The 24,325-nt window shown below is 65.1% G+C and carries 20 protein-coding genes; 14 read left to right on the top strand and 6 right to left on the bottom strand.

The window, feature by feature from the left end; all coding sequences use genetic code 11:
- Positions 1-21: 21 nt before the first annotated feature.
- Positions 22-1,032 (bottom strand): TRAP transporter substrate-binding protein, encoded by a 1,011-nt coding sequence (locus JOF28_RS10175; RefSeq protein ID WP_209705654.1) that lies wholly within the window; start codon positions 1,030-1,032, stop codon positions 22-24.
- A gap of 177 nt (positions 1,033-1,209) precedes the next feature.
- Here JOF28_RS10175 and JOF28_RS10180 point away from each other — a divergent pair, with 177 nt between their 5' ends.
- Genes JOF28_RS10180 through JOF28_RS10195 form a run of 4 tightly spaced genes read left to right on the top strand, consistent with a single transcriptional unit; the run spans position 1,210 to position 4,610 of the window.
- Positions 1,210-2,253: a zinc-dependent alcohol dehydrogenase gene (locus JOF28_RS10180; RefSeq protein ID WP_245189926.1), complete on the top strand. Its 1,044-nt coding sequence runs from the start codon at positions 1,210-1,212 to the stop codon at positions 2,251-2,253.
- 25 nt (positions 2,254-2,278) lie between these two features.
- Positions 2,279-3,034 (top strand): SDR family oxidoreductase, encoded by a 756-nt coding sequence (locus JOF28_RS10185; protein WP_209705655.1) that lies wholly within the window; start codon positions 2,279-2,281, stop codon positions 3,032-3,034.
- Positions 3,031-3,639: a bifunctional 4-hydroxy-2-oxoglutarate aldolase/2-dehydro-3-deoxy-phosphogluconate aldolase gene (gene eda, locus JOF28_RS10190; RefSeq protein ID WP_209705656.1), complete on the top strand. Its 609-nt coding sequence runs from the start codon at positions 3,031-3,033 to the stop codon at positions 3,637-3,639. The genes JOF28_RS10185 and eda overlap by 4 nt, the downstream gene beginning before the upstream one ends.
- The gene (locus JOF28_RS10195; protein ID WP_209705657.1) at positions 3,639-4,610 is read left to right on the top strand and encodes a sugar kinase; all 972 of its coding nucleotides are present in this window, start codon (positions 3,639-3,641) and stop codon (positions 4,608-4,610) included. The genes eda and JOF28_RS10195 overlap by 1 nt, the downstream gene beginning before the upstream one ends.
- An 81-nt stretch (positions 4,611-4,691) precedes the next feature.
- On the opposite strand, the gene JOF28_RS10200 is transcribed toward JOF28_RS10195, so the two are convergent.
- Positions 4,692-6,893, bottom strand: coding sequence for an MMPL family transporter (locus JOF28_RS10200; RefSeq protein ID WP_209705658.1), 2,202 nt, complete (start codon positions 6,891-6,893; stop codon positions 4,692-4,694).
- 398 nt (positions 6,894-7,291) lie between these two features.
- Between JOF28_RS10200 and JOF28_RS10205 the strand changes: the two genes are divergently transcribed.
- Positions 7,292-9,523: an alkaline phosphatase family protein gene (locus tag JOF28_RS10205; RefSeq protein WP_209705659.1), complete on the top strand. Its 2,232-nt coding sequence runs from the start codon at positions 7,292-7,294 to the stop codon at positions 9,521-9,523.
- Between the two features lie 103 nt (positions 9,524-9,626).
- Here JOF28_RS10205 and JOF28_RS10210 read toward each other — a convergent pair whose 3' ends face one another.
- On the bottom strand, positions 9,627-11,567 hold the full coding sequence (locus tag JOF28_RS10210) for a sensor histidine kinase (RefSeq protein ID WP_209705660.1): 1,941 nt from the start codon (positions 11,565-11,567) through the stop codon (positions 9,627-9,629).
- 206 nt (positions 11,568-11,773) lie between these two features.
- Here JOF28_RS10210 and JOF28_RS10215 point away from each other — a divergent pair, with 206 nt between their 5' ends.
- The 7 genes from JOF28_RS10215 to JOF28_RS10245 all read left to right on the top strand — a co-directional run bounded on the left by JOF28_RS10215 (position 11,774) and on the right by JOF28_RS10245 (position 18,915).
- Complete coding sequence (locus JOF28_RS10215) at positions 11,774-12,460, top strand: response regulator (protein ID WP_209705661.1); 687 nt, start codon at positions 11,774-11,776, stop codon at positions 12,458-12,460.
- A gap of 56 nt (positions 12,461-12,516) precedes the next feature.
- A complete protein-coding gene (locus JOF28_RS10220; protein ID WP_209705662.1) occupies positions 12,517-13,512 on the top strand; it encodes a MerR family DNA-binding transcriptional regulator in 996 nt (331 codons plus the stop codon).
- A gap of 77 nt (positions 13,513-13,589) precedes the next feature.
- Entirely contained in the window at positions 13,590-14,489 is a 900-nt protein-coding gene (locus JOF28_RS10225; protein WP_209706999.1) for a dihydrodipicolinate synthase family protein, read from the top strand.
- On the top strand, positions 14,479-15,702 hold the full coding sequence (locus JOF28_RS14555) for an MFS transporter (RefSeq protein ID WP_245189928.1): 1,224 nt from the start codon (positions 14,479-14,481) through the stop codon (positions 15,700-15,702). Before JOF28_RS10225 ends, JOF28_RS14555 begins: the two co-directional genes overlap by 11 nt.
- A gap of 142 nt (positions 15,703-15,844) precedes the next feature.
- Positions 15,845-16,081, top strand: a complete 237-nt coding sequence (locus JOF28_RS10235; RefSeq protein ID WP_209705663.1) for a heavy-metal-associated domain-containing protein — start codon at positions 15,845-15,847, stop codon at positions 16,079-16,081.
- 51 nt (positions 16,082-16,132) lie between these two features.
- Positions 16,133-18,136 (top strand): heavy metal translocating P-type ATPase, encoded by a 2,004-nt coding sequence (locus JOF28_RS10240; protein ID WP_209705664.1) that lies wholly within the window; start codon positions 16,133-16,135, stop codon positions 18,134-18,136.
- 62 nt (positions 18,137-18,198) lie between these two features.
- Entirely contained in the window at positions 18,199-18,915 is a 717-nt protein-coding gene (locus JOF28_RS10245) for a Crp/Fnr family transcriptional regulator (protein WP_342452191.1), read from the top strand.
- An 81-nt stretch (positions 18,916-18,996) separates the two neighbouring features.
- Here JOF28_RS10245 and JOF28_RS10250 read toward each other — a convergent pair whose 3' ends face one another.
- The 3 genes from JOF28_RS10250 to JOF28_RS10260 all read right to left on the bottom strand — a co-directional run bounded on the left by JOF28_RS10250 (position 18,997) and on the right by JOF28_RS10260 (position 21,698).
- Positions 18,997-20,424 carry a mycothione reductase gene (locus tag JOF28_RS10250; protein ID WP_209705665.1) on the bottom strand — a complete coding sequence of 476 codons (1,428 nt, stop codon included), beginning with the start codon at positions 20,422-20,424 and terminating at the stop codon, positions 18,997-18,999.
- Between the two features lie 111 nt (positions 20,425-20,535).
- Positions 20,536-21,159: a mycothiol-dependent nitroreductase Rv2466c family protein gene (locus JOF28_RS10255; RefSeq protein ID WP_342452146.1), complete on the bottom strand. Its 624-nt coding sequence runs from the start codon at positions 21,157-21,159 to the stop codon at positions 20,536-20,538.
- Positions 21,160-21,221: 62 nt separating this feature from the next.
- On the bottom strand, positions 21,222-21,698 hold the full coding sequence (locus JOF28_RS10260; protein WP_209705666.1) for a MarR family winged helix-turn-helix transcriptional regulator: 477 nt from the start codon (positions 21,696-21,698) through the stop codon (positions 21,222-21,224).
- 204 nt (positions 21,699-21,902) lie between these two features.
- Here JOF28_RS10260 and JOF28_RS10265 point away from each other — a divergent pair, with 204 nt between their 5' ends.
- Both JOF28_RS10265 and JOF28_RS10270 read left to right on the top strand, forming a co-directional pair.
- Positions 21,903-23,270, top strand: coding sequence for a hemolysin family protein (locus JOF28_RS10265; RefSeq protein ID WP_209705667.1), 1,368 nt, complete (start codon positions 21,903-21,905; stop codon positions 23,268-23,270).
- Positions 23,267-24,313 carry a hemolysin family protein gene (locus JOF28_RS10270; RefSeq protein ID WP_209705668.1) on the top strand — a complete coding sequence of 349 codons (1,047 nt, stop codon included), beginning with the start codon at positions 23,267-23,269 and terminating at the stop codon, positions 24,311-24,313. Before JOF28_RS10265 ends, JOF28_RS10270 begins: the two co-directional genes overlap by 4 nt.
- The last annotated feature ends 12 nt before the right edge of the window (positions 24,314-24,325 follow it).

Below are 24,325 nucleotides of genomic sequence, written 5' to 3' on the forward strand. Positions count from 1 at the left end.
TCGATTACGAAAAGCTCGAAATTACTTGGCGGCAGCGATGGCGTCGTAGATGGTCTGCGTCGTCTCGGTGGTCAGCATCTCCTTGTGGAGAGGCAGAACCTCCTTCTTGAACGCTTCAACGTCGGTCTCAACGAACGTGGCGCCACCCTCTTCTGCGCGCTTCTTCGCATCGCTGACTGCGGTGTCGAAGGCCGCGAGCTGCACGTCGACCGACTCGTCGAGCAGAGTCTCAAAGATCTCGCGTGACTCTTCGTCCATGTCGGCGATGACCTTGGGGTTGCCCACCAGGTAATCGGGCATCATGAGGTGCTTGGTGTACGAGTACACGGGGGCGATCTCGTAGTGCGACATGGTGCCGTAGATCAGCTCGTTGTTCTCGCCGCCGTCGAGCACGCCCGACTGCATTGCGGTGTAGACCTCATCCTGGGCCATCGGAGTGCCGACGCCACCCATGAGCTCCATCAGGCGCACGTTGGTGGGCGAGCCGATGACGCGAATCTTCTGGCCAGCGAGGTCTGCGGGCTTCTCAACGGCCTTGCTCGAGTAGACGTTGCGCACGCCACCGTGAACGGCAGCCAGAATCTCGATGTCTTGATCGAGCAGGGTGTCGTAGAGGTCGCCGACGATCTCAGGATCGTTGAGCACCTCCATCTGGTGCTCGGGTGACTCGTAGATGTAGGGCAGGTTCACGACCGAGAAGTCAGGGTTGAAGCTCTCAAGCAGTGAGCCAGCGATGAAGGCGAGATCGATGGTGCCCGACTGGACCTGCTCGATGGAGGCCTCCTGCGAGCCCAGCGTGCCATCGGCGAACAGTTCGAGCTTGTACTTGCCGTCGGTCTGCTCTTCGAGCTTGTCTGACAGATCAAGGATGGCCTCGGCCTGGGGGTGCGTGGGGGACTGGTTGAACGCAACACGGAAGACGGTCGTGTCGGCGCTGTCGCCGCCCGCTCCGTTGCTGCTGCAACCGGTCATTCCGAGTGCGAGTGCAGCAACTGCCGCGATCGCGAAAGCTGCAAAGGCACGCTTATTCATTCGTTTTCTCCTCATTGAGTAATTCGCGGGGATCTGGAGCAAAGCATCAGATAGGGACACAGTACATGAAAATGGAACCAAGTTCCAATTAGTGATACTGTGAGTGGAACAGTGTTCCATGATTGCACAACTTTGGACGCTGCTTGGACTGTTTTGCTCAGAGAAGAGAGAAATACGATGGCACGTGAGAATTATGCAGGTGGCGGTCGCGCAGCCCAGTACATCGGTGACGGTGATATGCGTGTGGTGGATCAGCCCGTTCCCACCCCCGGCCCCGGCCAGGTACGCATCAAGGTTGCATTCTGCGGTATCTGCGGCACCGATCTGCACATCTTGCACGGCAACATGGACTCGCGCGTCGAAACGCCGCAGGCCATCGGCCACGAGATGAGCGGCACCATCGACGCCGTGGGTGAGGGCGTCACCGCACTCGCTCCCGGCGCCGGCGTCACCGTGATGCCGCTCGACTGGTGTGGCACCTGCCCGGCGTGTGAAGCCGGTCACCAGCACATCTGCCAGAACCTCGACTTCGTGGGTATCGAAACGACCGGCGCAATGCAGCAGTTCTGGGTCGTCCCCGAATCGCTCGTTGTGCCGCTGCCCGAGGGCCTCGCGCTCGACCACGCCGCGCTCATCGAGCCGCTCGCTGTCGCCGCACACGATGTGCGACGCTCACGCCTCACCGCGGGCGAAACCGCCGTCATCGTCGGCGGTGGCCCGATCGGTCAGCTCATCTCGCTCGTGGCACAGGGCACGGGCGCTCGCGTCATTCTGGCCGAGCCCAACGCCGACCGCCGCGCTTTCGCCGAGCGCAACGGCGCCCAGGTCGTCAACCCGGTCGAAGAGAACCTCGCCGCCATCGTTGAAGCTGAAACGGGCGGCGCAGGCGCCGACGTCGTCTTCGAGGTCGCCGGCATCGCCGCGACCGCGCTCGAAGCGCCCCGCTTGGCACGCACCCGCGGCCGCGTCGTCATGGTCGCAATCCACGCCCAGCCGGTGCCCATCGACCTGCACCGTGTGTTCTGGCGCGAGCTCGAACTGATCGGCGCCCGCGTCTACGAACGCGAAGACTTCGAACGCGCCATCGAGCTGCTGGCCAGCGGCCACGTGCCCGCAGACGAGCTCATCACCCGCAAGGTGCCGCTCGCCGAGACCAAGACGGCCTTCAACGATCTCACCGATGCACGAGCACTGAAGGTGCTCATCGACGTACAGAACTAGCACGAAACAAGGAGACACAGAAGTCATGAATGAACTGTTCAACCTCACCGGCCTCACCGCAGTCGTCACCGGCGCACGCCGCGGCATCGGCTTCGCCATCGCTGAAGCACTCGCCGCTGCAGGCGCCGACATCATCGCCGCCTCGGCCACGCAGGAGCTTGAGGGCAGCGCCATCGAGAAGCGCGTGCGCGAACTCGGCCGCAACTTTGAAGCACACGCCGTTGATTTCAAGAGCCGCGAGGCCGTGCTGGCCTTCGCTGATCTCGTGAGCGACCGCGCCGACATTCTGGTCAACAACGCGGGCACGATTCGCCGCGCCCCCGCAGCCGAGCACCCCCTCGAGTGGTGGGACGAAGTGATCGACGTCAACCTCGACAGCCAGTTCGTGCTCACGCAGAGCATCGGCAAGAAGATGATCGAGCGCGGCAGCGGCAAGGTCATCTTCACCGCAAGCCTGCTGAGCTTCCAGGGTGGCATCAACGTTCCCGGCTACACCGCAGCAAAGTCGGCCATCCTCGGCCTGACGCGCGCACTCTCGAACGAGTGGGCCGCCAGCGGCGTCACCGTGAACGCGATCGCCCCCGGCTACATCGCCACCGACAACACCGAGGCCCTGCGCGATGACGCAGCCCGCTCGGCATCGATCCTCGAGCGCATCCCCGCGGGTCGCTGGGGCGAAGCCTCAGACCTCGGCGGTGCCGCAGTGTTCCTCGCGAGCCGCGCAGCCGACTACGTCACCGGCACGGTGCTGCCGGTCGATGGCGGATGGCTCGGCCGTTGAGCGCCGCAGCACGCAGCGTCTTCGACTTTCAGGTCGTTCCGCTCGCCGCGATCTCAGACCTTGACCGGGTGGCGGTCGTCGGCGACGGCCTCGTCGCGGGCGGGCTGCCCGTGGTCGAGGTGGCGCTTCGCGGCGACCTCGGTCTCGCGGCCCTCGAACAGTTCGCCAATCGCGGCGACCTGACGGTGGGCGCAGGCACCGTGCTGAGCGTCGACCAAGCCCGCAAGGTGCTCGACCTGGGCGCCTCGTTCGTCGTCACCCCGGGGCTCGACCCCGAGGTTGTGAAGTTTGTGCAGGATGCGGGGGTGCCGATCATTCCCGGCACGCTCACCCCGTCTGAAATTCAGGCTGCACGCGCGATGGGCCTGCACAAGGTCAAGCTGTTCCCCGCGGGTAACTTCGGTGGCCTGAACCTGATTAAGGCCTACGCCGGCGTCTTTCGCGACATGCAGTTCATGCCGTCTGGCGGCGTGAACCCCGCCACGGTGGCCGACTACCTGGCGCACCCCTCGGTGTTTGCCGCCAGTGGTAGCTGGATCGTTGAAGCCCCCAGCGTTGATGAGATTGCGGCGCTCGCTGCGCAAATTGGAAACGGAACCGCCTAATGTCCCTCCCCACGCTTCACGACGTCCTCACACTGGGCGAGAGCCTCGCGCTCATTACCGCGGCCGAAAACGGCAAGCTGCGCCGCGGGAGTGCACTCGAGCTCTCCTTTGGCGGGGCCGAAAGTAACGTCGCCATCGGGGTTTCGCGCCTCGGCGGTAACTCGGCCTGGATGGGACGCCTGGGGCGTGACGCGATCGGTGAGCTGATTCTTCGCGAGCTTCGTGCCGAATGCGTCACGACGTACGAATCCCGCGATGACGAGGTGCCCACCGCGCTGATGGTGAAGGAGCGACCCTTCCCCGGCCAGAGCCGACTCGCGTACTACCGTCGTGGGCAGGCCGGCAGCCAGCTGAGCCCCGCCGCAATCGATGAGCAGGCCATCGCTTCGGCGCAGGTGCTGCACATCACCGGCATCACCGCTGGCCTAGGCGAGGTGCCCACGAGCGCCCTGCACGCGGCGATTGATGCCGCCCAGGCCGCGGGCCGCACCGTCTCCTTCGACGTGAACCACCGCTCAACGCTGTGGAAGAGCGGCGAAGAAGCCGGTGCAGTGTACCGCGAAATCGCCAAGCGCGTGAACCTCATCTTTGCGGGTGAGGACGAGGCCGAACTGCTGGTCGGTGAGACCGACGTCGATCGCCAGATCGACGCGCTCTTCGCGCTCGGCGAGGCCTCGATCGTCGTCATCAAGCTGGGTGACGAGGGCGCGGTGGCGGCCACCCGTGAGGGCGAGCGGCTGCGCATGCCCGCCACTAAAATCAGCGTGGTCGACACGGTGGGCGCGGGCGACGCGTTCGTGGCCGGTTGGTTGGCCGAGCACGTGCAGGGCAAGGGGCTGCAGGAGTGCCTCGACACCGCGGTAGCCTGCGGGGCCTTCGCATGCACCGGCCTGGGCGACTGGGAGTCGCTGCCGACCCGCGACGAACTCGCGTGGTTGAACGCGGGCGACGCCGACCCCGTCATGCGGTAACTTCACTGCGTGACTGCGTAGGCAGCACAAACACTTCGCCCCGGCGACATCTAAAGATGTCACCGGGGCGAAGTGCGTTTCTTACTTCTTGCCGCGTGCGAGTTTCGACGGCCACCACAGCGTGCGACCGATATCGGTCGCGAGCGCGGGCACCAGTAGCGAGCGCACGATGAACGTGTCAAGCAGCACACCAAACGCCACGATGAACGCGATCTGGGCGAGGAACAGAATCGGAATCACCGCGAGCGCCGCAAATGTCGCCGCGAGCACGAGCCCGGCCGAGGTGATGACCCCGCCCGTGATGGTGAGGCCGCGACCGATGCCCTCGCGGGTGCCGTGCTCGAGGGATTCCTCGCGCACCCGGGTCATCAAGAAGATGTTGTAGTCGATGCCCAACGCCACCAAGAACACGAACCCATACAGCGGCACCGCCGGGTCTGCGCCGGGGAAGTGGAAGACGTGGGTGAACACGAGCGCGGCCACCCCCAGCGCCGTGCCAAACGACAGCACGGTCGTGGCCACCAAAATGAGCGGGGCCACGATCGAGCGCAGCAACAGCATCAAGATCAGCGTGATCACGAGCAGCACCACCGGAATAATCAGGGTGCGGTCGTGAATCGAGGCATCGTTGGTGTCAATCGCGGTCGCGGTGACGCCGCCCACGACGGCCGAGGTGCCGGCGAGGTCGCTGCGCAGCTCGCGCACGGTCTGCTCGGCCGCTGACGAATCTGCGGCATCGAGCAGGGTGGCCTGCAGCAGCACGTCGCCCGCGGCGACGGTGGGCTGCGGGGCCGGGGTGCCGGGCGGCCCAAACGCGGTAATGCCATCGACTGTGATGGGGGCCGTGCCGCTGGGGGAGTCTGCCGCGGTGACGCTGACGCCGTCAACGCCTGCGGTGTTCAGCAGCAGATCGGCGACCTGCTGCAGCTCAGATTCTTCGGTCAGTACATACACGGGGCTGCCCGATCCGCCGGGAAAATGCTCGCCCAGCGCCTGCTGGCCGTCGCGCGCCTCGCTCGCGCCGAGCACGAGGTCTGACTGCGGCACCCCGGTGGCATCGAGCTGCGACGCCCCGGCAACCCCGGCAATAAGCACCAAGACCGTGACGATCCAAATGGGGCGAGGGTGGGCGCGAATCTTCTTCGCGAGCGTGGCCCACGCGCCGCGCGGGCTCGCCTGCTCGGCGGCCACCTGATCCGGATCAAAGCGGGGTCGTCGCGGCCAAAATGCGGCGCGGCCAAACAAGAACAGCAGCGCGGGCAGCAGGGTGAGGGCGGCGAGCATCGCGAACACGATGCCGACCGCAGCGACCGGGCCCAGCGAACTGTTCGACTTGAGGTCTGAGAGCAGCAGGCACAGCAGGCCAGCGATCACCGTTCCGCCCGAAGCCAGAATGGGTTCGATCGAGCCGCGCAGCGCCTGCCTCGTGGCCTGGCCGCGATCGGCCATGACGCGCAACTCTTCGCGGTAGCGGGCCACATAGAGCAGCGAGTAGTCGGTGGCGGCGCCGATGACGAGAATGAACAGGATGCCCTGGGTCTGCCCCGAGAGCATAAACAGGCCCCATTTGGCGAGCCACCAGTTGACGAGCAGCGCGACCGTCAGCGCCATTACGCTCGTGATGAGCACCGCGACGGGCAAGAGCAGCGAGCGGTACACGATCACCAAAATGATGAGCACGGCGAGCAGCGTGACGCCAAGCAGAATGCCGTCGATGCCCGCGAACCCGTTGACCAGGTCGGCGGTGAATCCGGCGGGGCCGGTGACGTACACGTCGACGCCCGGCGGGGCAGCCTGACGCAGTTCGTCGCCGATGGCCGCGACCGTTTCATCAACGGGTTCAGACCCGTCGATCGGCACAAACGCCTGCGCGGCCAACCCATCTTCAGAGGGGATCAGCGGCGAGAGATCGGCGCCGATGCCGGGGACGGTATCGGGTAGCGCCGCGACCGCGTCGGTGAGCTCAGCGAGTTCGCTGTCACTGAGGGGTGTTTCGCTCGCGGCCACGACGACCGCGGGAATGGCCTCAGAATCGCGAAAGTCTGCGAGCCGCTCTTGCACCTGCGTGGCATCTGCCGAGCTGGGCAGGTAGGTGGTTTGGTCGTTGGAGGAGACCTCGCTGACCTTGCCAAAGTAGGGGCCACCGATGCTGCCGGCCCCCACCCACAACAGGATGAGCAGAGCAGGAACAACGATGCGGGTCCAGCCCCAGCCCCTTCGCCGACGCTCGGCGTGCTGCGGGGGAACGCTGGAGTGTATCTCCTTCGTGTGCTGCGGTGTCATATGTTGCCTCCGTGTGAGTGGCATGCGGGGTGCACGTTATAACCTAATTGATTGGCGGGTGTTGTGCACTTTCAGCCTAAAAAGTAGGTGGTCGTGTGCGCGAGTGAGGTTCGGCGTGGCGGCGAGGTTTTTAGTGTTCACGATCACCTTTTTCAGGTCTGGTGTCAGTCGAGAACCCATATGAGAGTTGAGGGCGGTGGGCACGGGTGCGTGCGTGTCGGGTGCGCGGGGAGACCAGTTGAAAAGTTGAACGACGAGTGACGCAGAACGGAAGAGTGTGTGCTGTCTCGGTGTGTTCTGTCGGGGATGGTCGTGACTGGCGAAACTGTGTGGTGGCGCAGCAACTTCGCGCGCCATCCGAATTTGAGAACATCTCAACACAGCTTGGAGATTCCCCCGTGAGGAAAACCGCGATAGGTGCATCGCTCGGCGTTCTGCTGCTCGGCATCACTGGTGTGTGCGCTGCAGCGCCCGCCTTGGCGAATGACGCCCCCGCAACGCAGCTCACCCCGAAAACTCTCGTGATTGGCGTAGACGGCGCCTCTTTTGACGTGATGGCCCAGGCCAACATGCCTAACGTGAAGGCTCTGCAGGCCGGTGGCCTCACCGCCGCGAGCAACCTGCCGGCTTCGCCCATGGCGCAGACGGTTTCAGGTGCCGGATGGTCGACCATCGCCACGGGTGTGTGGCCCGATAAGCACGGCGTGCCCGACAACAGCTTCTCGAACCCGCACTACGACCAGTACCCCGACTACCTGACGCGCGTCGAGCAGAACCTGCCCGACCGCGCCACGTTCGTGGCCGGCACCTGGGGCCCCATCGCGACGACCATCTTCGGTGGCGGCGTCGACACCCGCGTTGAGGGCGGCAACGATGAGGGCACCACCGCCCGCGTGGTTGAGCAGCTCACCACCGGCCAGCCCGACGACATCTTCGTGCACCTCGACGAGGTTGACGGTGTGGGCCACGGTTACGGTTCAAGCTCGGCCGAATACCTCGTCGCGCTCGACCGCGCTGACGCCCAGATCGGCGAAATGGTGGCGGCCGTCAAGGAGCGCCCCACCTACGCCAACGAAGACTGGCTCATCGTGGTGACCGCCGATCACGGCCACAAGCCCACGGGCGGCCACGGCGGCCCCACCAAGCTCGAGCGCAAGACCCACGTCATCGCGCAGGGCACGGGCATGACGCCCGGCCTCGTGCGTGACGACGTGAAGATCACCGATATTGCCCCCATCGTGCTGGGTCACGTGGGCATCGCGAACGATCCGACGTGGGATCTTGACGGTCTCACCGTCGACCAGATCATCCCCGACGACTTCGACACCCTGCGCCCGGTGCTGCAGACGGCCGTCACCGAGACCGGCCCCGAGCGGCTGCTCGGCTGGACGAACCAGGCGCCCGAGGGCTGGAGCGTTGACAACTCGAAGATGCCCACCGGCGGCACCCCCGAGTTTCACGGCTGGACGTTCATGACCGATGACTTCTTCTCGAACGTCGAGCTCGGGCAGAACCGCGAAAACAACGTGCGCTCACGCAACGTGTTCGCCGTCGCCGACTCTGATGAGTGGGATGATGCGGGCGATAAGAGCAGCAACAAGTTCGATTCGACGCTGGTAACCCCCGCGTACGAGCTCAACGGTGCAAGCACGGTTGATGTGTCGTTCGTCTCTGACTACGCAGTTGATGGCCCGCAGGGCGCCACCGTGTGGGCCTACTTCGACGAGGAATCAGGTGCACAGCGCCAGAAGCTCATCGAATACCCCGCTGACGGCACGCGTGAGAACCCCGTGAACAAGATCGAGCGCCTCGCCATCGAGCTGCCGCGCGGCGAGAACGGTCAGCTGCCCAAGACCGTAAGCCTGCAGTTCTCATACGCCGGCGTCAACAGCGCCTTCTGGGCCATCGACCAGGTGCGAGTCACCCAGCCCGACGCCCCGATCCCCGCAGAGCTGACGCTCTCGGCCAGCGAGGTCGCCGCCGGTGACACGATCAACATCTCGGGCACCGGGTTCACGGCCGAAGAAGCGCTGCGCGTTGAGCTGCGCTCGACCGTGCAGCACCTGGCCGATCTGTCTGCAGGGCTCGATGGCTCAATCGGGGCCGACATTGAGATCCCCGCCGCGACCGAAGCTGGCGACCACACCCTCGTAGTGGTGCGCGCTGATGGTTCAGAGGTGCAGCAGCCGCTCACCGTGACCGCCGCGCAGGGCACCGCCGATGCTGCGGGTGCTGAGGCCGACGCACAGGGCGCCGCTGACGGCGCTGGCGCTGAAGCCGATGCACAGGGTGGCGCTGGCGCTGCTGGAGCAGAGGCCGAGGGCGCTGCCCAGGGTGCGGAAGCTGACGCTCAGGGCGCAGCTGACGCAGCGGGCTCCGTTGCAGACGGCTCGGGCACCGCGGCAGCTGACGCGAAGCAGGCTGAGGCCAACGCGACTGGCTCGGCGCAGGGCGACAAGCCCGCCGACACGACCAAGCCCGGCGACACCGTTAAGCCCGGCGACACCGGTGCGAAGCTGGCCGCCACCGGCCAGGCCGCATCGATGGGTATCTTCGCGGCTATCGCCGCAGCAATTGTTGCCGCAGGCACCGGGCTCGTGTTCTTCGCGCGCCGCCGTCGCAACGCCTAACGCGTCGCAACGCTGATGCGCCGCCGCGTGCATCACATCAGCCCGGGTGGGTGAGCCAAAATGGCTCAGCCACCCGGGCTGGTTGCGTTGATCCGGGGCAGGGTTACGCGGGGAGTTCGGCCCGCACGAAGAAGCCGCCCGCGTCGGTCGCGCCGTGCATCACCGCGCCACCGACGGCCTGCACGCGCTCGGTCAGCCCGGCGAGCCCGAGGCCCGCGCCGGGGGAGGACACAGGGGACGCGCCCGCGGCAGCTCCGTTCATGACCTCGACCATGACCTCGCCGTGGCCCGAAGCCCGGCCCGCGGCGAGCTGCACGGTGACCTCGATGGGGGATCTGGGGGCGTGCCGCACCGCGTTGCTGAGCGCCTCTTGCACTGTGCGAAATGCGGTGAGGCCGGTCGCCGCTGGCACCGTTTCGAGCGCCGCAGCCGCCTCGGGCATGCGCAGTGAGATTTGCGCGCCCGAGTGCCGGGTGGCCGCGACCAGCGCGGGAATATCGGTGAGCGTGGGCTGCGGGGCGAGCTGCAGGGTCTCACGATCCTCGGGTGAGCGCAGCAGCCCGAGGAGACCCCGCATCTCAGACAGCGCCTGCCGCGACGACTGCTCGATCGTGTGAAATTCGTGCTCGGCATCAGCCGGCATCTCGGGCAGGCGGTACTTCACGGTCATCGCTTGCACGCTGATAACCGACATGCTGTGGGCCACGACGTCGTGCAGTTCTTGCGCGATGCGGGTGCGCTCATCGAGCTGCCGACGCTGCTCGGTGAGGCCTTCGGCCGCGAGTCGCTCGGCGCGCAATGCGCCGCGGCTCGTCACCAATTGGCGCAGCACCGCACCGAGCACGCCCGCGGCGAGCGAGACGCTCGCCGACACGATGATGTTGGCCCTCGACGCCGACCCCATGCCCTGCGGCAGAGCCAGCAGCACAGTGGCGAGCAGCACCCCAACCTGCGGAATCACCCACGCCGCCAGCGCCCACGGCCACGGCCGCCGCAGCGCGACAAGCAGCACCAGCAGGGCCTGCACGATGAGCATCATGACGGGCCAGGGCGCGGGGGCCGAGGCGACGTGCGCGCACAACACCGCAACGACCAGGGTGGCGACCGTGTGCAGGGCGATGCCGATGACCGGCCAGCGGGGCACCGTCACCAGGGCTGCCGCGCCCGCAAGCGCGAGGAGTATGGCGATCACGACGGGCACGCCGTAGAGCGACGCCAAGAGCGGCCAGTTGATCGCGACCGAAATGAGGGCGATGGTGCTCGTGACGATCAGGGTCCATCCGGATCGCGAGATGTTCGACGCGGGGATGGCGCCGGGGGCGGCTGGCAGCGTGGCGGGGTTGGCGCCTGCGGGCAGGGCAGCGGGGCTCGCTGCGGCACCTGAGGTCGCGGGTGCACCGCCGAGTGCGGCCGCGGTGACGGCGGCATCGAGGCGTGCCAGCCCGCGCATCACGAGCGGAATCGTGACGAGGAAGATGACGCCACTGACGACATTCGCGCCGATGTCGAGTGCGAGCGAGTGCGCAACCTCGTCGGGGAGCGCCCCGAATGTGAGCCACTTCGAGACGACCGCGGTGAGCTCATCGCGCGGCACGTATCCGACCCACAGCGGGTACGAGATGCCGCCGAGAGCGCCCGCTGTCCAGGTCGCCATGACCACGAACGTGAAGAGGCGTAGCGGAAACGCGATCAGCGCCTCGAATACGAGGTCAAGCCACCTGCGCGGTTCAGTCATGAGGCCGAGCAGCCCAGTGATGCCGGGGCGCTGTGGGGCGTACTGCACCGGGGCGAGCTCGGCGCCCCACCAGTGCAGGCGGGCCCGCGAGATGCGGGCAAGCAGTGAAGCGAGCAGCAGCGCGCAGGGCAGCAACAGGGCGCCCACCCACACCACGAGCGTGCCAAAGGCGAGCGCGGTGAGCGGCAGCAGCACAGTGAACGCGATCAGCGAGATGATGAACCCGGGCGCGACGTAGGCGTAGTCCTTGGCGACCTGTTTGGGGGAGTAGATCGGCCTGCCGGGGGTCGCGCGGGGAACTTTGGTCACCCCGTCAGCTTCGCGTATTTGGAGGTCGGGCGCTACTTGTGCGGTGTTGGGGGCTGGCGCTGCGGGCGCAGTCGGTGTGGACAGTGAGGGGTGCATGATGCTCACGCTACGGGCCGTATTAGCGCCCGCACATCACCCGTGGGGGTGACTGCGGGGGATACTCGCGGGGGATCTTTTTACGTGTGCCGCTCGTTATCATCGATACTATGCAGCCAGCTGAAGCAGACCAGGCCCCCATTCGCGTCGCGATTGTCGACGACCAAGCGATGGTGCGCGAGGGCTTCGGTGCGCTGCTGTCGGCGCAATCCGATATGACGGTGGTGGGCAGCGCCGCTGACGGCAGCGAGGCCGTGGCGCTTGTGCGGCGGGCACGGCCCGATGTGGTGCTGATGGACATTCGCATGCCGCGCATGAATGGGCTCGACGCCACCCGTGCCGTGCTGGGGATGCCTGGCGACGAACACCCGCGGGTCATCATGCTCACGACCTTTGACGCCGACGAGTACGTGTTCTCGGCGCTGCGAGCGGGCGCGAGCGGTTTCTTGTTGAAGGATGCCACCGCAGACGCCCTCGTGTCGGCGGTGCGGGTCGTCGCCGCAGGTGACGCGCTGCTGTCGCCATCGATTACCAGCAAGCTCATCGCCGACTATGCGGCACGGCCGGCACCCCGCGAAAACTCGACGATGCTCGCCGCGCTCACCACGCGTGAACTCGAGGTGATGACGCTGATTGCCTCGGGCAGATCGAACGCCGAGATCGCGCAGGAGCTGTTTCTTGCCGAGCAGACCGTGAAAACGCATGTGTCTCGGGTGCTGGGCAAGCTTGGTCTGCGCGACCGCGCCCAGATCGTGGTGGCGGCGTACGAATCTGGCCTCATCAGCGTGGGGCGGTAGCCCCAACTTGACCCTGACCCTAAGGGGAGGGTTTATGGTTCTCGCAGGAGGTGCACATGCACATCGGAGAACTCGCGCGCCTGGCCGGGGTGACGGTGAAGGCCGTGCGGTATTACGAACAGCTCGGCCTGATCACGCCCGTTCGTGAATCGAACGGGTACCGCTCGTTTACCGACGATCACGTTCGCGCGGTGATAGAGATTCGTGAGCTGGGCGAGATCGGTATCTCCCCGCTGAAAGCGGCACCTTTTCTAGAATGCCTCGACCTGGGGCACGAGCGCGGTGACGAGTGCGTCAGCTCGCTCGCCGTGTACCAAGACACGGTCGCCGAACTCGACCACATGATCAGCGCGCTATCGGTTCGACGGGCCGCCCTGCAGCATCGGCTCGAGCACAGCGCGGGGCGGTCATTTTCTGAGGTACCCGAAGCGCCCGCGGTCCTGGAGGTAGCAGCAGCCCCAGCACCCGCCGATTACACGGCGCTCCCCGAGGGGCTCCCCGTGCCGGCAGACGACGGTGCCGCCAGTCACCTGACCGGCATGGCGCTGCCCGCACTTACGCTCCCCACCAGCGGCGGCGAGGCCGTTGAGCTGGCCGGGCTGGGGGCGGGGCGCTCGGTGATCTACCTCTACCCGCTTACGGGCAAACCCGGTGTCGATCTGCCTGAGGGCTGGAACGCGATCCCGGGGGCGCGCGGCTGCTCGACCGAGGCCTGCGATTTTCGCGACCACTTCACGCTGTTGCGCGACGCCGGCGTCGAACACGTGTTTGGGCTGTCGAGCCAGACACCGCAGTACCAGGCCGAGGTCGTCGCACGGCTGCGCCTGCCCTTCGCAATGATCTCTGACGAAGAGTTTGCGCTGGGCGCGGCACTGAAGCTGCCCACCTTCGCAGCCCCCGGGCACGACCGGCTCTATGCCCGCCTCACGCTGGTGGTCACCGGCGGCGTCATTGAGCACGTGTTCTACCCCATTTTTCCGCCCAATACTCACGCGCAACAGGTGCTTGCCTGGCTCGAAGCGCACCCGCTGACAGAACAGGACCCCCAATGATCCAGTCACCCAGTGCAACGCCGCAGCAGGGCCCCAATGGCGCCGACAACGGGGCCGCTGCGCCAGCGGTATCGCCGATGACGTTTACGGGGTTGAGCGCGTTTCCGCTCACCCCGCTGCACAACGACCGGGTGGATGAGGCCGCCTTCACCGGGCTGATTCGGCGTCTCGCCGAAGCCGGCGTCGACTCGATCACCGTGCTTGGCTCGACCGGCTCGTACGCCTATCTCACCGCAGACGAGCGCGCGCGAGTGGCCCAGCTCGCGGTGCAGCACGCGCAGGGCACGCCGGTCATCGTGGGCATCGGTGCACTGCGCACCTCGCAGGTGCTCGAAAACATCGACCGTGCAACGGCCGCCGGAGCGAACGGGCTGCTGCTGGCACCCATGACCTATCAGGCGCTGACCGACGACGACGTCTACGAACTATTTCACACGGTGAGCGAGCACACCCAGCTGCCAGTCGTGGTCTACGACAACCCGGGCACCACACACTTCACGTTCAACACCGAGCTCTACGGTCGCATCGCCCGGCTGCCCGGGGTCGCCTCCATCAAGATTCCCGGGGTGCCCGTTGACCAGGCCGAAGCCCGCGATCACGTGAATGCTATTCGGGCGGCCGTGCCCGGCCACATCACGATCGGTGTCTCGGGTGACGCGTTCGCCGCTACCGGCCTCAACGCCGGGTGCGACGCGTGGTACTCGGTGATCGGTGGCACACTGCCCGCCCCCGCACTGGCCATCACCCGGGCGGCGCAAGCAGGTCGCCCGGCCGATGCTGAGGCCGCCTCAGCACGGCTTGCGCCCCTGTGGCAGCTGTTCGCCGAGTTTGGCGGCAGCCTGCGCGTGGTCGCCGCAATTGCCGAGCAGCTGGGCCTCGCCCCGCACCATAGCCTGCCGCTCCCCATCCAGGGGCTGACCGACAGCGACCGGGCACGCGTCGCCGGGGTCGTGCAAGAACTCGGCCTTGGCCAGTAGCGACGCCGGTAACCGCACGAACACGAGCCCCAACGGTGGGCGTCGCAGTGCCGTGTTAGCACGGTATGTGCTTGCGGCGACCCTGGTGCGCTCGGCCGACGGCGGCGCGATCGTCGCCATCGTGCTGCTGGCGCAGACCTCGGGGCAACCGGGCTGGGTCGCGGGGCTGCTCGGGGCATCGATTACGGCCCCACACCTGTTCGGCCCGTTCATTGCCCGCCGCCTCGATACCGCACCAGACGGCCGCAAGATCATCGCGCTCGCCGCCGTGATCCACGGCGTATTGCTGGCCATCGCGGCGTTGTTGCTGCCGGTGACCTGGCCGGTGGTCCCCGCGCTGCTGCTGATCGTGTCGGGGCTCTTCGGGCCGATGCTCACCGGCGGGGTCAGTAGTCGCCTGCCATCGATCGCGGGGCCTGCGCAGCTGAGCCAGCGGCGGGCGCAAGGCTGGGATGTGGCGAGCTACGGCTTCAGCGGCACACTGGGCCCGGCCGTGGTCGCGTGGGCGGCAGCAACGGTGAGCCCGCTGGCGGCCACCCTGCTGTTAGCCGGCGCTGCCGTGGTCGGTGCTGCTGCGGTGCTCACCCTGCCCCGCCAGCCCGGGCAGCTTGCCGCCGCGAGCGTGCCCTCGCCAATGCACACGCTCGCGGGAATCTTGCGCTCTGGGCCGCTGCGACGCACGCTGGGCCTCACCGTGGTGGTGGCATTCTCGGTGGCGGTGCTGCCGATCTACGCGGTGGTGGTGGGCCCGGTACTGGGCGGCGCCGCGCTGGCCGGCACGCTGATCGCGGGGTACGGCGTGGGCAACCTCGCGGGGTCTGTGCTGTTGATGATCTGGCCGCTGCGGGGCGACGCCGACAAACTCACGGCTGTGCTGGCCTTCACCGTGGCGCTCGCGCTGGCCACCGTGATCGCCATGCCCAACCTGGCCACCCTGCTCGCAGCGTTCGCGGCCACGGGCATCGTCAACGCGCTATTCTTCGCCGCCACGCTCGCGGCACGCAGCGAGTACGCTCCCGCGCAGTCACGTGGCCAGGTGTTCATCTGGGTCGGGGCGCTCAAAATCGCCGCCGGATCAGCGGGCACCGCGACCGCTGGCCTGCTGATCGCCGGCACCGCCTGGTTGCCGGTGGTGCTGGTGGCCGCGATCACCGCCGCGTCTGCGCTCTGGTGCGCCGTGAGCCTGGCTGGCCAGCGCGGCGGCACACCCTGACCCGGCAATCTTCGGTGGCGCGGCACACGGTGACTTGACCTGCGTCAAGGCCGAAGTGTGACCCGGTCGGTAGCGTGCATAGTGACGGCCAAGGAGTCGCCTGGCCACACCCCGCAACCGGGGTGACGTGAAAGGAATCACCATGACGAATGCTGTTGACACCACCCACACGCTGCTTCGCGCCGAGGGATTCTCATGCCCGTCCTGTGTCACCAAGATCGAGAAACAGGTCGGTCGGCTCGACGGCGTCGAGAACGTGACGGTGCACTTCGCATCGGGCCGTGTCGAGATTGATCATGACGCAGCCAAGACGTCGGTCGACGAGCTGATTGCGGCGGTCACGAAGGCGGGCTATTCGTCGAAGGCTGCTGCGTTCTAAACCCTACGGTCAATCACACGATACGTTCCTGATTCGAAAGGCAGCACACTCGTGAAGGCTTTGCGCACGTGGCGATACGGCAACTGGTTTATTTCGGTGGTGTCTGGTCTGCTCATTCTCGTGTCATTTGGGGCCGAGCACCTCCTCAATGGAGCGTGGAATGTGACGGTCGGCCCCAAGTGGTGGGTTGATGCGGGTGAGCACGCTCACGGGTCGGGCCTCGTCTTCACCCTCGCGAACGTGTTCATGTTGGCCGCGGTAATCGTGGCGGGCTACGGCATCGTGGTGAAGGCCGTGCGCGCGCTGCTGGTCAAGTTCATCAGCATCGACCTGCTCGTCTCGATTGCGGCGATCGGCGCGACCCTCATCGGCAACTTCTGGGAAGCGGCCGCCGTCACCTTCCTCTTCGCTGTCGGCCACGCCCTCGAAATTGGCACCATGAATAAGACCCGGGCAGCACTTGCTGAGCTCGTGGCCGTCGCGCCCGATACCGCCGTGGTGCTGCGCGATGGCGAGCAGGTCGAGATCGCCGCGCACCAGGTGCGCATGGGCGAGATCGTACTGGTCAAGAACGGTGCCAAGGTGCCCGTTGACGGGCAGGTGGTGTCAGGCTCGGGCGCGATCGATGAGGCCTCGATCACGGGTGAATCGATCCCGGTTGAAAAAACTAAGTCAGCCCACGTATTCGCTGGCACCATCTCGCGCGGCGGGTTCTTACAGGTGATGGCGACCGGTGTGGGGGCCGACACGACCCTCGCTCGCATCATTCACCGCGTCGAAGAAGCGCAAGACGCCAAAGCAAAAACGCAGGCCTTCATTGACCGGTTCTCGAAGTGGTACACCCCAGCCGTGATGGTGCTCGCCCTCGTGGCTGGCCTGCTTTCAGGCGACGTGGTGCTTGCGCTCACGCTGCTGGTCATCGGCTGCCCCGGTGCGCTCGTGATCTCGATTCCGGTGGCGATCGTGGCGGGTATTGGCCGCTCCGCCCGCAACGGAATTCTCATCAAGGGCGGCGAGTATCTTGAAACATCGGCCAAAATCTCGGCCGTGGCCGTGGACAAGACCGGCACCCTGACCGAGGGGCGCCCGCAGCTGACCGACGTGGTTGTGCTTGACGCGCATCTCGATCGCCGCGAGGTGCTGCGCTGGGCTGCGGCCGCAGAGGCCGGATCAGAGCACCCCCTCGCCCGCCCCATCCTTGACACTGCCCGCACTGAAGGGGTGTACCCCCGGGGGATCCCGGGCTCAGTTACACCGGTGGTGGGCAAGGGCATCGTGGCCGAAGTTGACGGCAAGCGCGTGCTGGTCGGCAACGCCCCGCTGCTGACCCAGTACGGCATCGTCAATGACGCGGGCGCGGCAGCCGCCGCCGACCACCTCGCGGCCGCGGGCAAAACCCCGATGATCGTTGCGGTCGATGGCGCGGTGCTCGGCGTGATTGGCGTCGCCGACACCATTCGCGAGGACGCCCCTGAAATGATCAGGCGGTTGCACGCCGCCGGCGTCGAAAAAGTCGTCATGCTCACCGGCGACACCCGGCTGGTCGCCGAAGCGATCGGCAAGGCAACCGGTATCGATGAGATCTATGCGTCGCTTCTGCCCGAAGATAAACTCGACGCCGTCGCGCAGATGCAGCGCGACGGGCACACCGTGGCGATGGTGGGCGACGGCGTGAATGATGCCCCCGCGCTGGCCACCGCTGACATTGGGGTGGCAATGGGGGCAGCAGGCTCGGCGGTGGCCGTCGAAACGGCAGACATCGCCCTGATGGGTGACGACTTGCTCAAACTGCCCGAGGCGATTCACCTCGCCAAGCGCACGGTGAACGTGATGCGCCAAAACATTGCCATTGCGCTGCTCACCGTGATCGTACTGCTGGTCGGCGTCTTTTCTGGCGGCGTCACAATGTCGATGGGCATGCTGGTGCACGAAGGCTCGGTGCTCGTGGTCATTCTGAACGCGATGCGGCTGCTGCGTAACGCCAACGGCGACACGAGCATGTCGCAGGCGCGAGCATCACGCTCCCGCACGAGCGCACCCATCATGGCAAGCTGAGGGTGAGCAACGCGATGGTTGCGGCGAACTACCCAACTGAAGGAGAGGCCCCGTCATTGTCTGTGGCAACCGAGGTGCAGGGTGACCAGTCGGGCGAGCTGTGTGTGGCTCGAGTACCGCTGTTTCGCGGGCTGACGCGTACCCAACAGCTGGAGGTCGCGGGGTTTGCACGCACCGTCAGATTAGACGCCATCGAGCAGGTCTATGCGGCAGGCTCCAACGTGTCGCAGCTGATGGCGGTGCACACCGGCAAAGTGAAAATCTCGCGCACCAGCCTGGCCGGGCACGAGCAGTTGATTCGAGTGCTCGGCCCTGGTGACTTCATCGGAGAATCGGCGTTCCTCACCGGCGCGACCCCCGAACACGCGGCGGAAGCGCTGGAATACACCGAGCTGTGTGTCTTTCGGCATGCAGACCTCAGTCGGCTCGTCGAGAAGCACCCGAGCATCGGGCTGCAGATGCTGCAGGGCGTCAGTCAGCGTTTGGACGACACCGAAGCTCGGCTCGCAACCGTCATCTCTGGCAACGTGAGTTCGCGCCTCGCAGATTACCTGCTCTCTTTGCCGGCGAAACCAGGCAACGATGCAGCCGTGCACGTTACGTTGCCCCTGGCGAAGAAAGACATCGCCTCGCTGATGTCGACCACCCCAGAGTCACTCAGCCGTCAACTGCGCAAGCTCACCGATGCGGGGGTGATCTCGCAACAGGATCGGGGCCAGGTCACCATCTTGGATGTGACTGCCCTCAGCGCACTGTCTACGCTCGCGAAGACCGGCTGAGGCGGCGCCGGATCAACAACAACGGCCAGCACGCTTGCGCGTGCTGGCCGTTGTTGACGGATGGTGTCTTGGCTTGCTTGCTTAGTTGGCGCTCGTCGAGGCCGAGGGGGCGTCGAGCGGCGCGGGCAAACCCAGCAGCGCATTTTCCACGAGCTCAGACAGCGCCGGATGGATCCAGTACTGTTTCGTGGCGACATCGTGTGCCGTCTGCCCAAATGACATTGCTTGAATCAGCGGCTGAATAATCGTTGCTGCCTCGGGGCCAATGGCATGGGCACCGAGCAGCAGACCGGTTGCGGGGTCTGCGAGCACTTTCAAGAAGTGGCCGTGATCCTCGCGGGCCCAGCCTGCAGCAATATCTGAATAGTTTTGAGTCTTCGAGACGTAGGCGATGCCGCGCGTGATCGCTTCGTGCTCGGTCACTCCCACCGAGGCAATCTGCGGGTTCGTGAACACTGCGGCCGGAACAAACCGGTGATCTGAGGCAATCAGGGCGTCAGGGTGCTTCAGGTTGTGCTTCACGACGCGCGCCTCATGGTTTGCGACGTGCTTGAGCTGGTGCGCAGCTGAAATATCACCCAGCGCGAAGATGCCCTCGACGTTGGTGCGCTGGTACTCATCGACAACGACGCGCCCGTGGGTATCGAGCGCGACGCCGGTCAGCTCAACCGCCAACCGCTCAGCGTTGGGCTGGCGGCCGGTCGCCACGAGCAGCACATCAGCCCGCAACGTTTGGGCGCCCTCGGGGCCGTCAACACTCAGCTCAACACCGGTGTCAGCTGGGCGCACCTCTGAGACCTGCGTGTTGAGCAGCACGGTGTAGCGTTTGGCCGCTTCAGTCGTGAAGAGCGCTGCCACGTCTTGATCCTGGGATTTGAGTAGCTGGTGGCCGCGTGCAATCTGGGTGACCTGCACCCCGAACGATGAGAACACGTGAGCGAACTCTGCGGCGATGTATCCACCACCGAGAACGATGATGCTTTTCGGCAGCTCATCGATGCGCATGATGGTGTCTGACGTGTGGAAGGGGGCCGCGCCGTCCACCAGCCCGGGAACGTCAGGGATCACCGCGTGCGCACCGGCAGCCAACACGAACTGGTCGCCGGTGATCTCGGTGGTGCTGCCGTCGTGCAGGTCAACGCTCAGGGTTTTCATTCCGGTGAATCGCCCGTGCCCCGAGAATACGGTGACGTTGGGGTTTTCGGGTCCTTCGCGGTATTCGCGACCCCCAGCTTCGATCGCATCGATACGGCCAAAGATCCGGTCTCGAATGCCGGGCCAATCGACCGCATTCAGCTGGGCATCGACGCCGAGGTTCTTGCCCTGCCGTGCGGCATCGGCGAGCTCTGCTGGGTGCACGAACATCTTGGTGGGGATGCAGCCCACGTTCAGGCATGTTCCGCCAAAGAGGCCAGCTTCAACGATTGCGATGGACTGGCCATCGAATTCGGGGCCCGGGATCGAATTGCCAGAGCCGGTACCGATGATGACGAGGTCAAAATGAGTCATAGTGAGTGCTTCAATCTGTCGAAGAGGCGGGGGAACAAATCAAGATGGGGGAGAGGCCGAACGGGTGCCCTGAGCGTCACACTCAGGGCACCGATGTCGGGTCAGGCGGGGTTAGCTGGACTGCGGGTACTCGGTGCGGCTGCGCTTGATCTCAAAGAAATACGGGTATTCGGCAAGGGCGACGGTCGCATCCCAGAGCTTCCCAGCCGCTTCGCCCCGGGGGATGCGGGTGATCACCGGGCCGAAGAACGCCACTCCATTAACTGCCACGACGGGGGTGCCCACGTCTTGGCCAACGCGGCTGATGCCGTCGCTGTGGCTGACGCGCAGATCTGCATCGTGCGCATCAGTGGTGGCGGCCGCCGCAAGTTCAGCGGGCAGCCCCACCTGCGTGAGGGCCTGAGCGATGACCTCGTCAAGATCCTTGGTGCCGTTAACGTGGATCGCGGTTCCCATGGCGTCGTAGAGGGGCTTAATCACTGAGGTGCCGTGAGCGGCGGCTGCCGCGGTGATGACCCGCACCGGGCCCCAACTCGCGTCAAGCATCGCGCGGTACTCGGGGTCAACGTCATTGTGCTCGTTGAGCACTGACAAGCTCATGACGTGCCAGTCAGCTGAGATGCTGCGCACGGTAGAGACTTCGTCCACCCAGCGTGAGGTGGCCCAAGCGAACGGGCAGATCGGGTCAAACCAGAAATCGACTTTTTCAGTGGTGGGCAGGGTGCTGACCGACACGATAGAACTCCTTGATTGAGATGCTGACTACTGCATGGTGTTGACGATGAGGGCGGTGAAGTTCAGCGTGCTGTGGCGATGCGCCAGAGCTGCGTGCGGAGTGCGCCGATCTCGTCCTCGTTGAAGTCACTGAGGGTGTTGGAAACGCGTTCGTCTCGCCGGGAAAGCGCCTCGTCGAGCACGCTCTGCCCAGCGGGGGTGGTGCAGGGAATGCGCACGCGACGATTGCGCGGATCGGTGTTTCGCACCAGGAACTCTTGTTTCTCGAGGCGGTCGAGAATCGACATCAACGTTGTCTTATCAAGCCCGAGTGTCTCAGCAATCTCGATCTGGGTGCGGTCAATGCCATCGCCGCACACCGCGAGTACGAGAGTGTCTCGCATGTCCTTCAATCCGACCTCTGCGCAGACGGCGTCGAAGTCGTTGGTGAGGACTTGCACAGCGCGATGCATCAGCCACGTCAGGTCTGAGGTAAACGGGTTGTCCATGATCGAGCAGGGCTTGAGGGTTGGAGTCTCTAAGTCAACATTGGGAAGCACGCTATCAGCCTACCGGGAATCGCTCGGATGATCCATCATGGGATCATCTTGATTCGGATAAACAGGGTAGATGGGGCCTTGGAAGGATCTTGAGATCTAAATAAAGGCGATTTCTCGGGTTGCGTCGTTATCGTTTCTGGGTATGGATGACACTGAAGGCCATAGACCGCGGCTCACCCGTTCAGCATTTGTTGGGGGTGAGCGATGACCGGGGAAATCTGGGGCATCCTGGCGGGTGTCCTCTTAACGGTCGGCACCGGATTGTTCGTGGCATCAGAGTTTGCGCTGGTGAGTCTCGATCGGCCAGAGCTCGAACAGCGACGCAACCGTGGCGAGAAACGGTTGGGGCCGACGATCTCGGCGTTGAAGATTACCTCGACGCATTTGTCAGCAGCGCAGCTGGGAATCACGCTGACCACGTTGCTGGCCGGCTATACGTTCGAGCCGGCGATCACCTCATTGATGAGTGGACCGTTACTGGGGCTGGGCGTGCCCGCTTCCGCAGTCGCAGGAGTCGGAGCAGTGGTATCGATCGTGATCGCAACGCTGTTCTCGATGATTCTGGGCGAGCTGATTCCGAAGAACTTCGCGCTCGCGGTGCCGTTGGCAACGGCGAAGCTCGTTATTCCGTTTCAGATCGCCTTCACCTGGGTGTTTCGCCCGATCGTGGCGCTGCTGAATGGCACGGCGAACCGGTTGATCCGAGCGATGGGGATCGAACCAAAGGAAGAACTCTCGGGCGCCCGCACCGCAGAAGAACTGAGCTTTCTGGTGCGCCGTTCTGCGCTCGAGGGCGCGCTCGACCACGACGACGCTGCGATGCTGCACCGCACTCTCGTGTTCTCGTCTCACACGGCTGAAGAGGTGATGACGCCTCGTGTGCTCGCTGAAATGCTGCCGCGCACGGCGACCGCCGCAGACGTCGTGCGCCTCGCGGCAGAGACGGGGTACTCCAGGTTTCCGGTGGTGGGTGACAGCGTCGATGACATACTCGGCGTCGTGCACGTGAAATCGGCGTATGCGATCGACTTTGAGCGACGCGAATTCACCCCGGTGACTGACTGCATGTCGGAAGCAATTCGGGTGCCCGAAACGGCTGGCGTGGGATCAATGCTCGAGGTGCTGCGTCGCCGGGGGTTCCAGTTCGCCGTTGTGGTCGACGAGTACGGCGGCACCGCAGGCGTCGTCACCCTCGAAGACCTGGTGGAAGAACTGCTCGGAGAAGTGCATGACGAGCATGATGAACCCGAAGACGAGATCATTCGAAGCGACAACAGCATCTTGTTTTCGGCTTCATTGCGCCCAGATGAGCTCTTTGACCGCACCCGAATCAGAGTGCCTGAGAGCGAAGAATATGAGACCGTCGCAGGCTACGTGTTCGATGTGCTCGAGCGCATCCCAGATCTCGGCGAGGAAATTCCGCTCACGCATGGTCGGTTGCGCGTCGACAGTATCGATGGATCGCGCATCACCCGGGTGCAATACCTTTCTGACGACCCCGCGTCAGACCCCGTGTTTGGCAGCACCAGGGACGGCATGATGGACGCATTCGAGCAAGGAGCCGAGCGATGAACGAGTACCTGCCCGGCCTGATCTGGCTAGTTGTGTTGCTGGTGGTGAATGCGTTCTTTGTGGGCGCTGAATTTGCGGTGATCTCTGCGCGACGCTCGCAGATCGAACCCCGAGCGGCCGAGGGGAGCAAGGCCGCAAAGACCACGCTGTGGGCAATGGAGCATGCCACGCTCATGCTTGCCACGAGCCAGCTCGGCATCACCGTGTGCTCGCTCGTCATCTTGAACGTTTCTGAGCCGGCGATCCACCACCTGCTCGAGTATCCGCTGCTGGCATGGACCGGGCTGACGGCCGAGATGGTCTCGATCACGGCGTTCGTCGTTGCCCTCTTGCTCGTCACCTTCCTGCACGTGGTTTTTGGCGAAATGGTGCCGAAGAACCTCGCTTTCTCGGTTCCGGATCGGGCGGCTCTGCTGCTCGCGCCGCCCCTCGTGTTTGTGTCAAAGCTTGTGAGCCCGGTGATCAAATCGCTGAACTGGGTCGCCAACATGGTGTTGCGCTTGTTTGGCGTCACACCAAAGGATGAGGCCACGAGCGCATACACGCTCGATCAGGTGGCGACGATCGTTGAGCAGTCCACCCGTGAAGGCACCCTGGAAGACACCGGGGGCACGCTTTCGGCCGCGTTCGAGTTCACCGAGAAGCGCGTGAGCGACGTCGCAGTGCCCCTGTCTCAGATCGTCCAGCTCCCGCTTGATGTGACACCACGTCAGGTGCAGCAAGCGGTGTCTGCGCACGGATACTCCCGATACGTGCTGCAGGGCCCAGACGGGTCGCCTGCCCGATACCTGCACATCAAGGACATCCTCGTGCTCACGACGCAGGAGGCGATCGACGCGCCAGTGCCCGCCGAGCTGACGCGCGCACTGCCCGAGGTTTCCCGCGCAGATGATCTTGAAGACGCGATGGATGCGCTTCGAGCGAGGGGTGTGCATATCGCCGGCGTTCGCGATGCTGCGGCGAAAATCACCGGGGTGCTCTTTCTGGAGGACATCATCGAGGAGCTTGTCGGTGAGGTGCAAGATACCGCCCACACCATGTAGATGGTCTGCGCC

Origin of the sequence: Leucobacter exalbidus (genome assembly GCF_017834145.1) — a bacterium.
Classification (GTDB): domain Bacteria; phylum Actinomycetota; class Actinomycetes; order Actinomycetales; family Microbacteriaceae; genus Leucobacter; species Leucobacter exalbidus.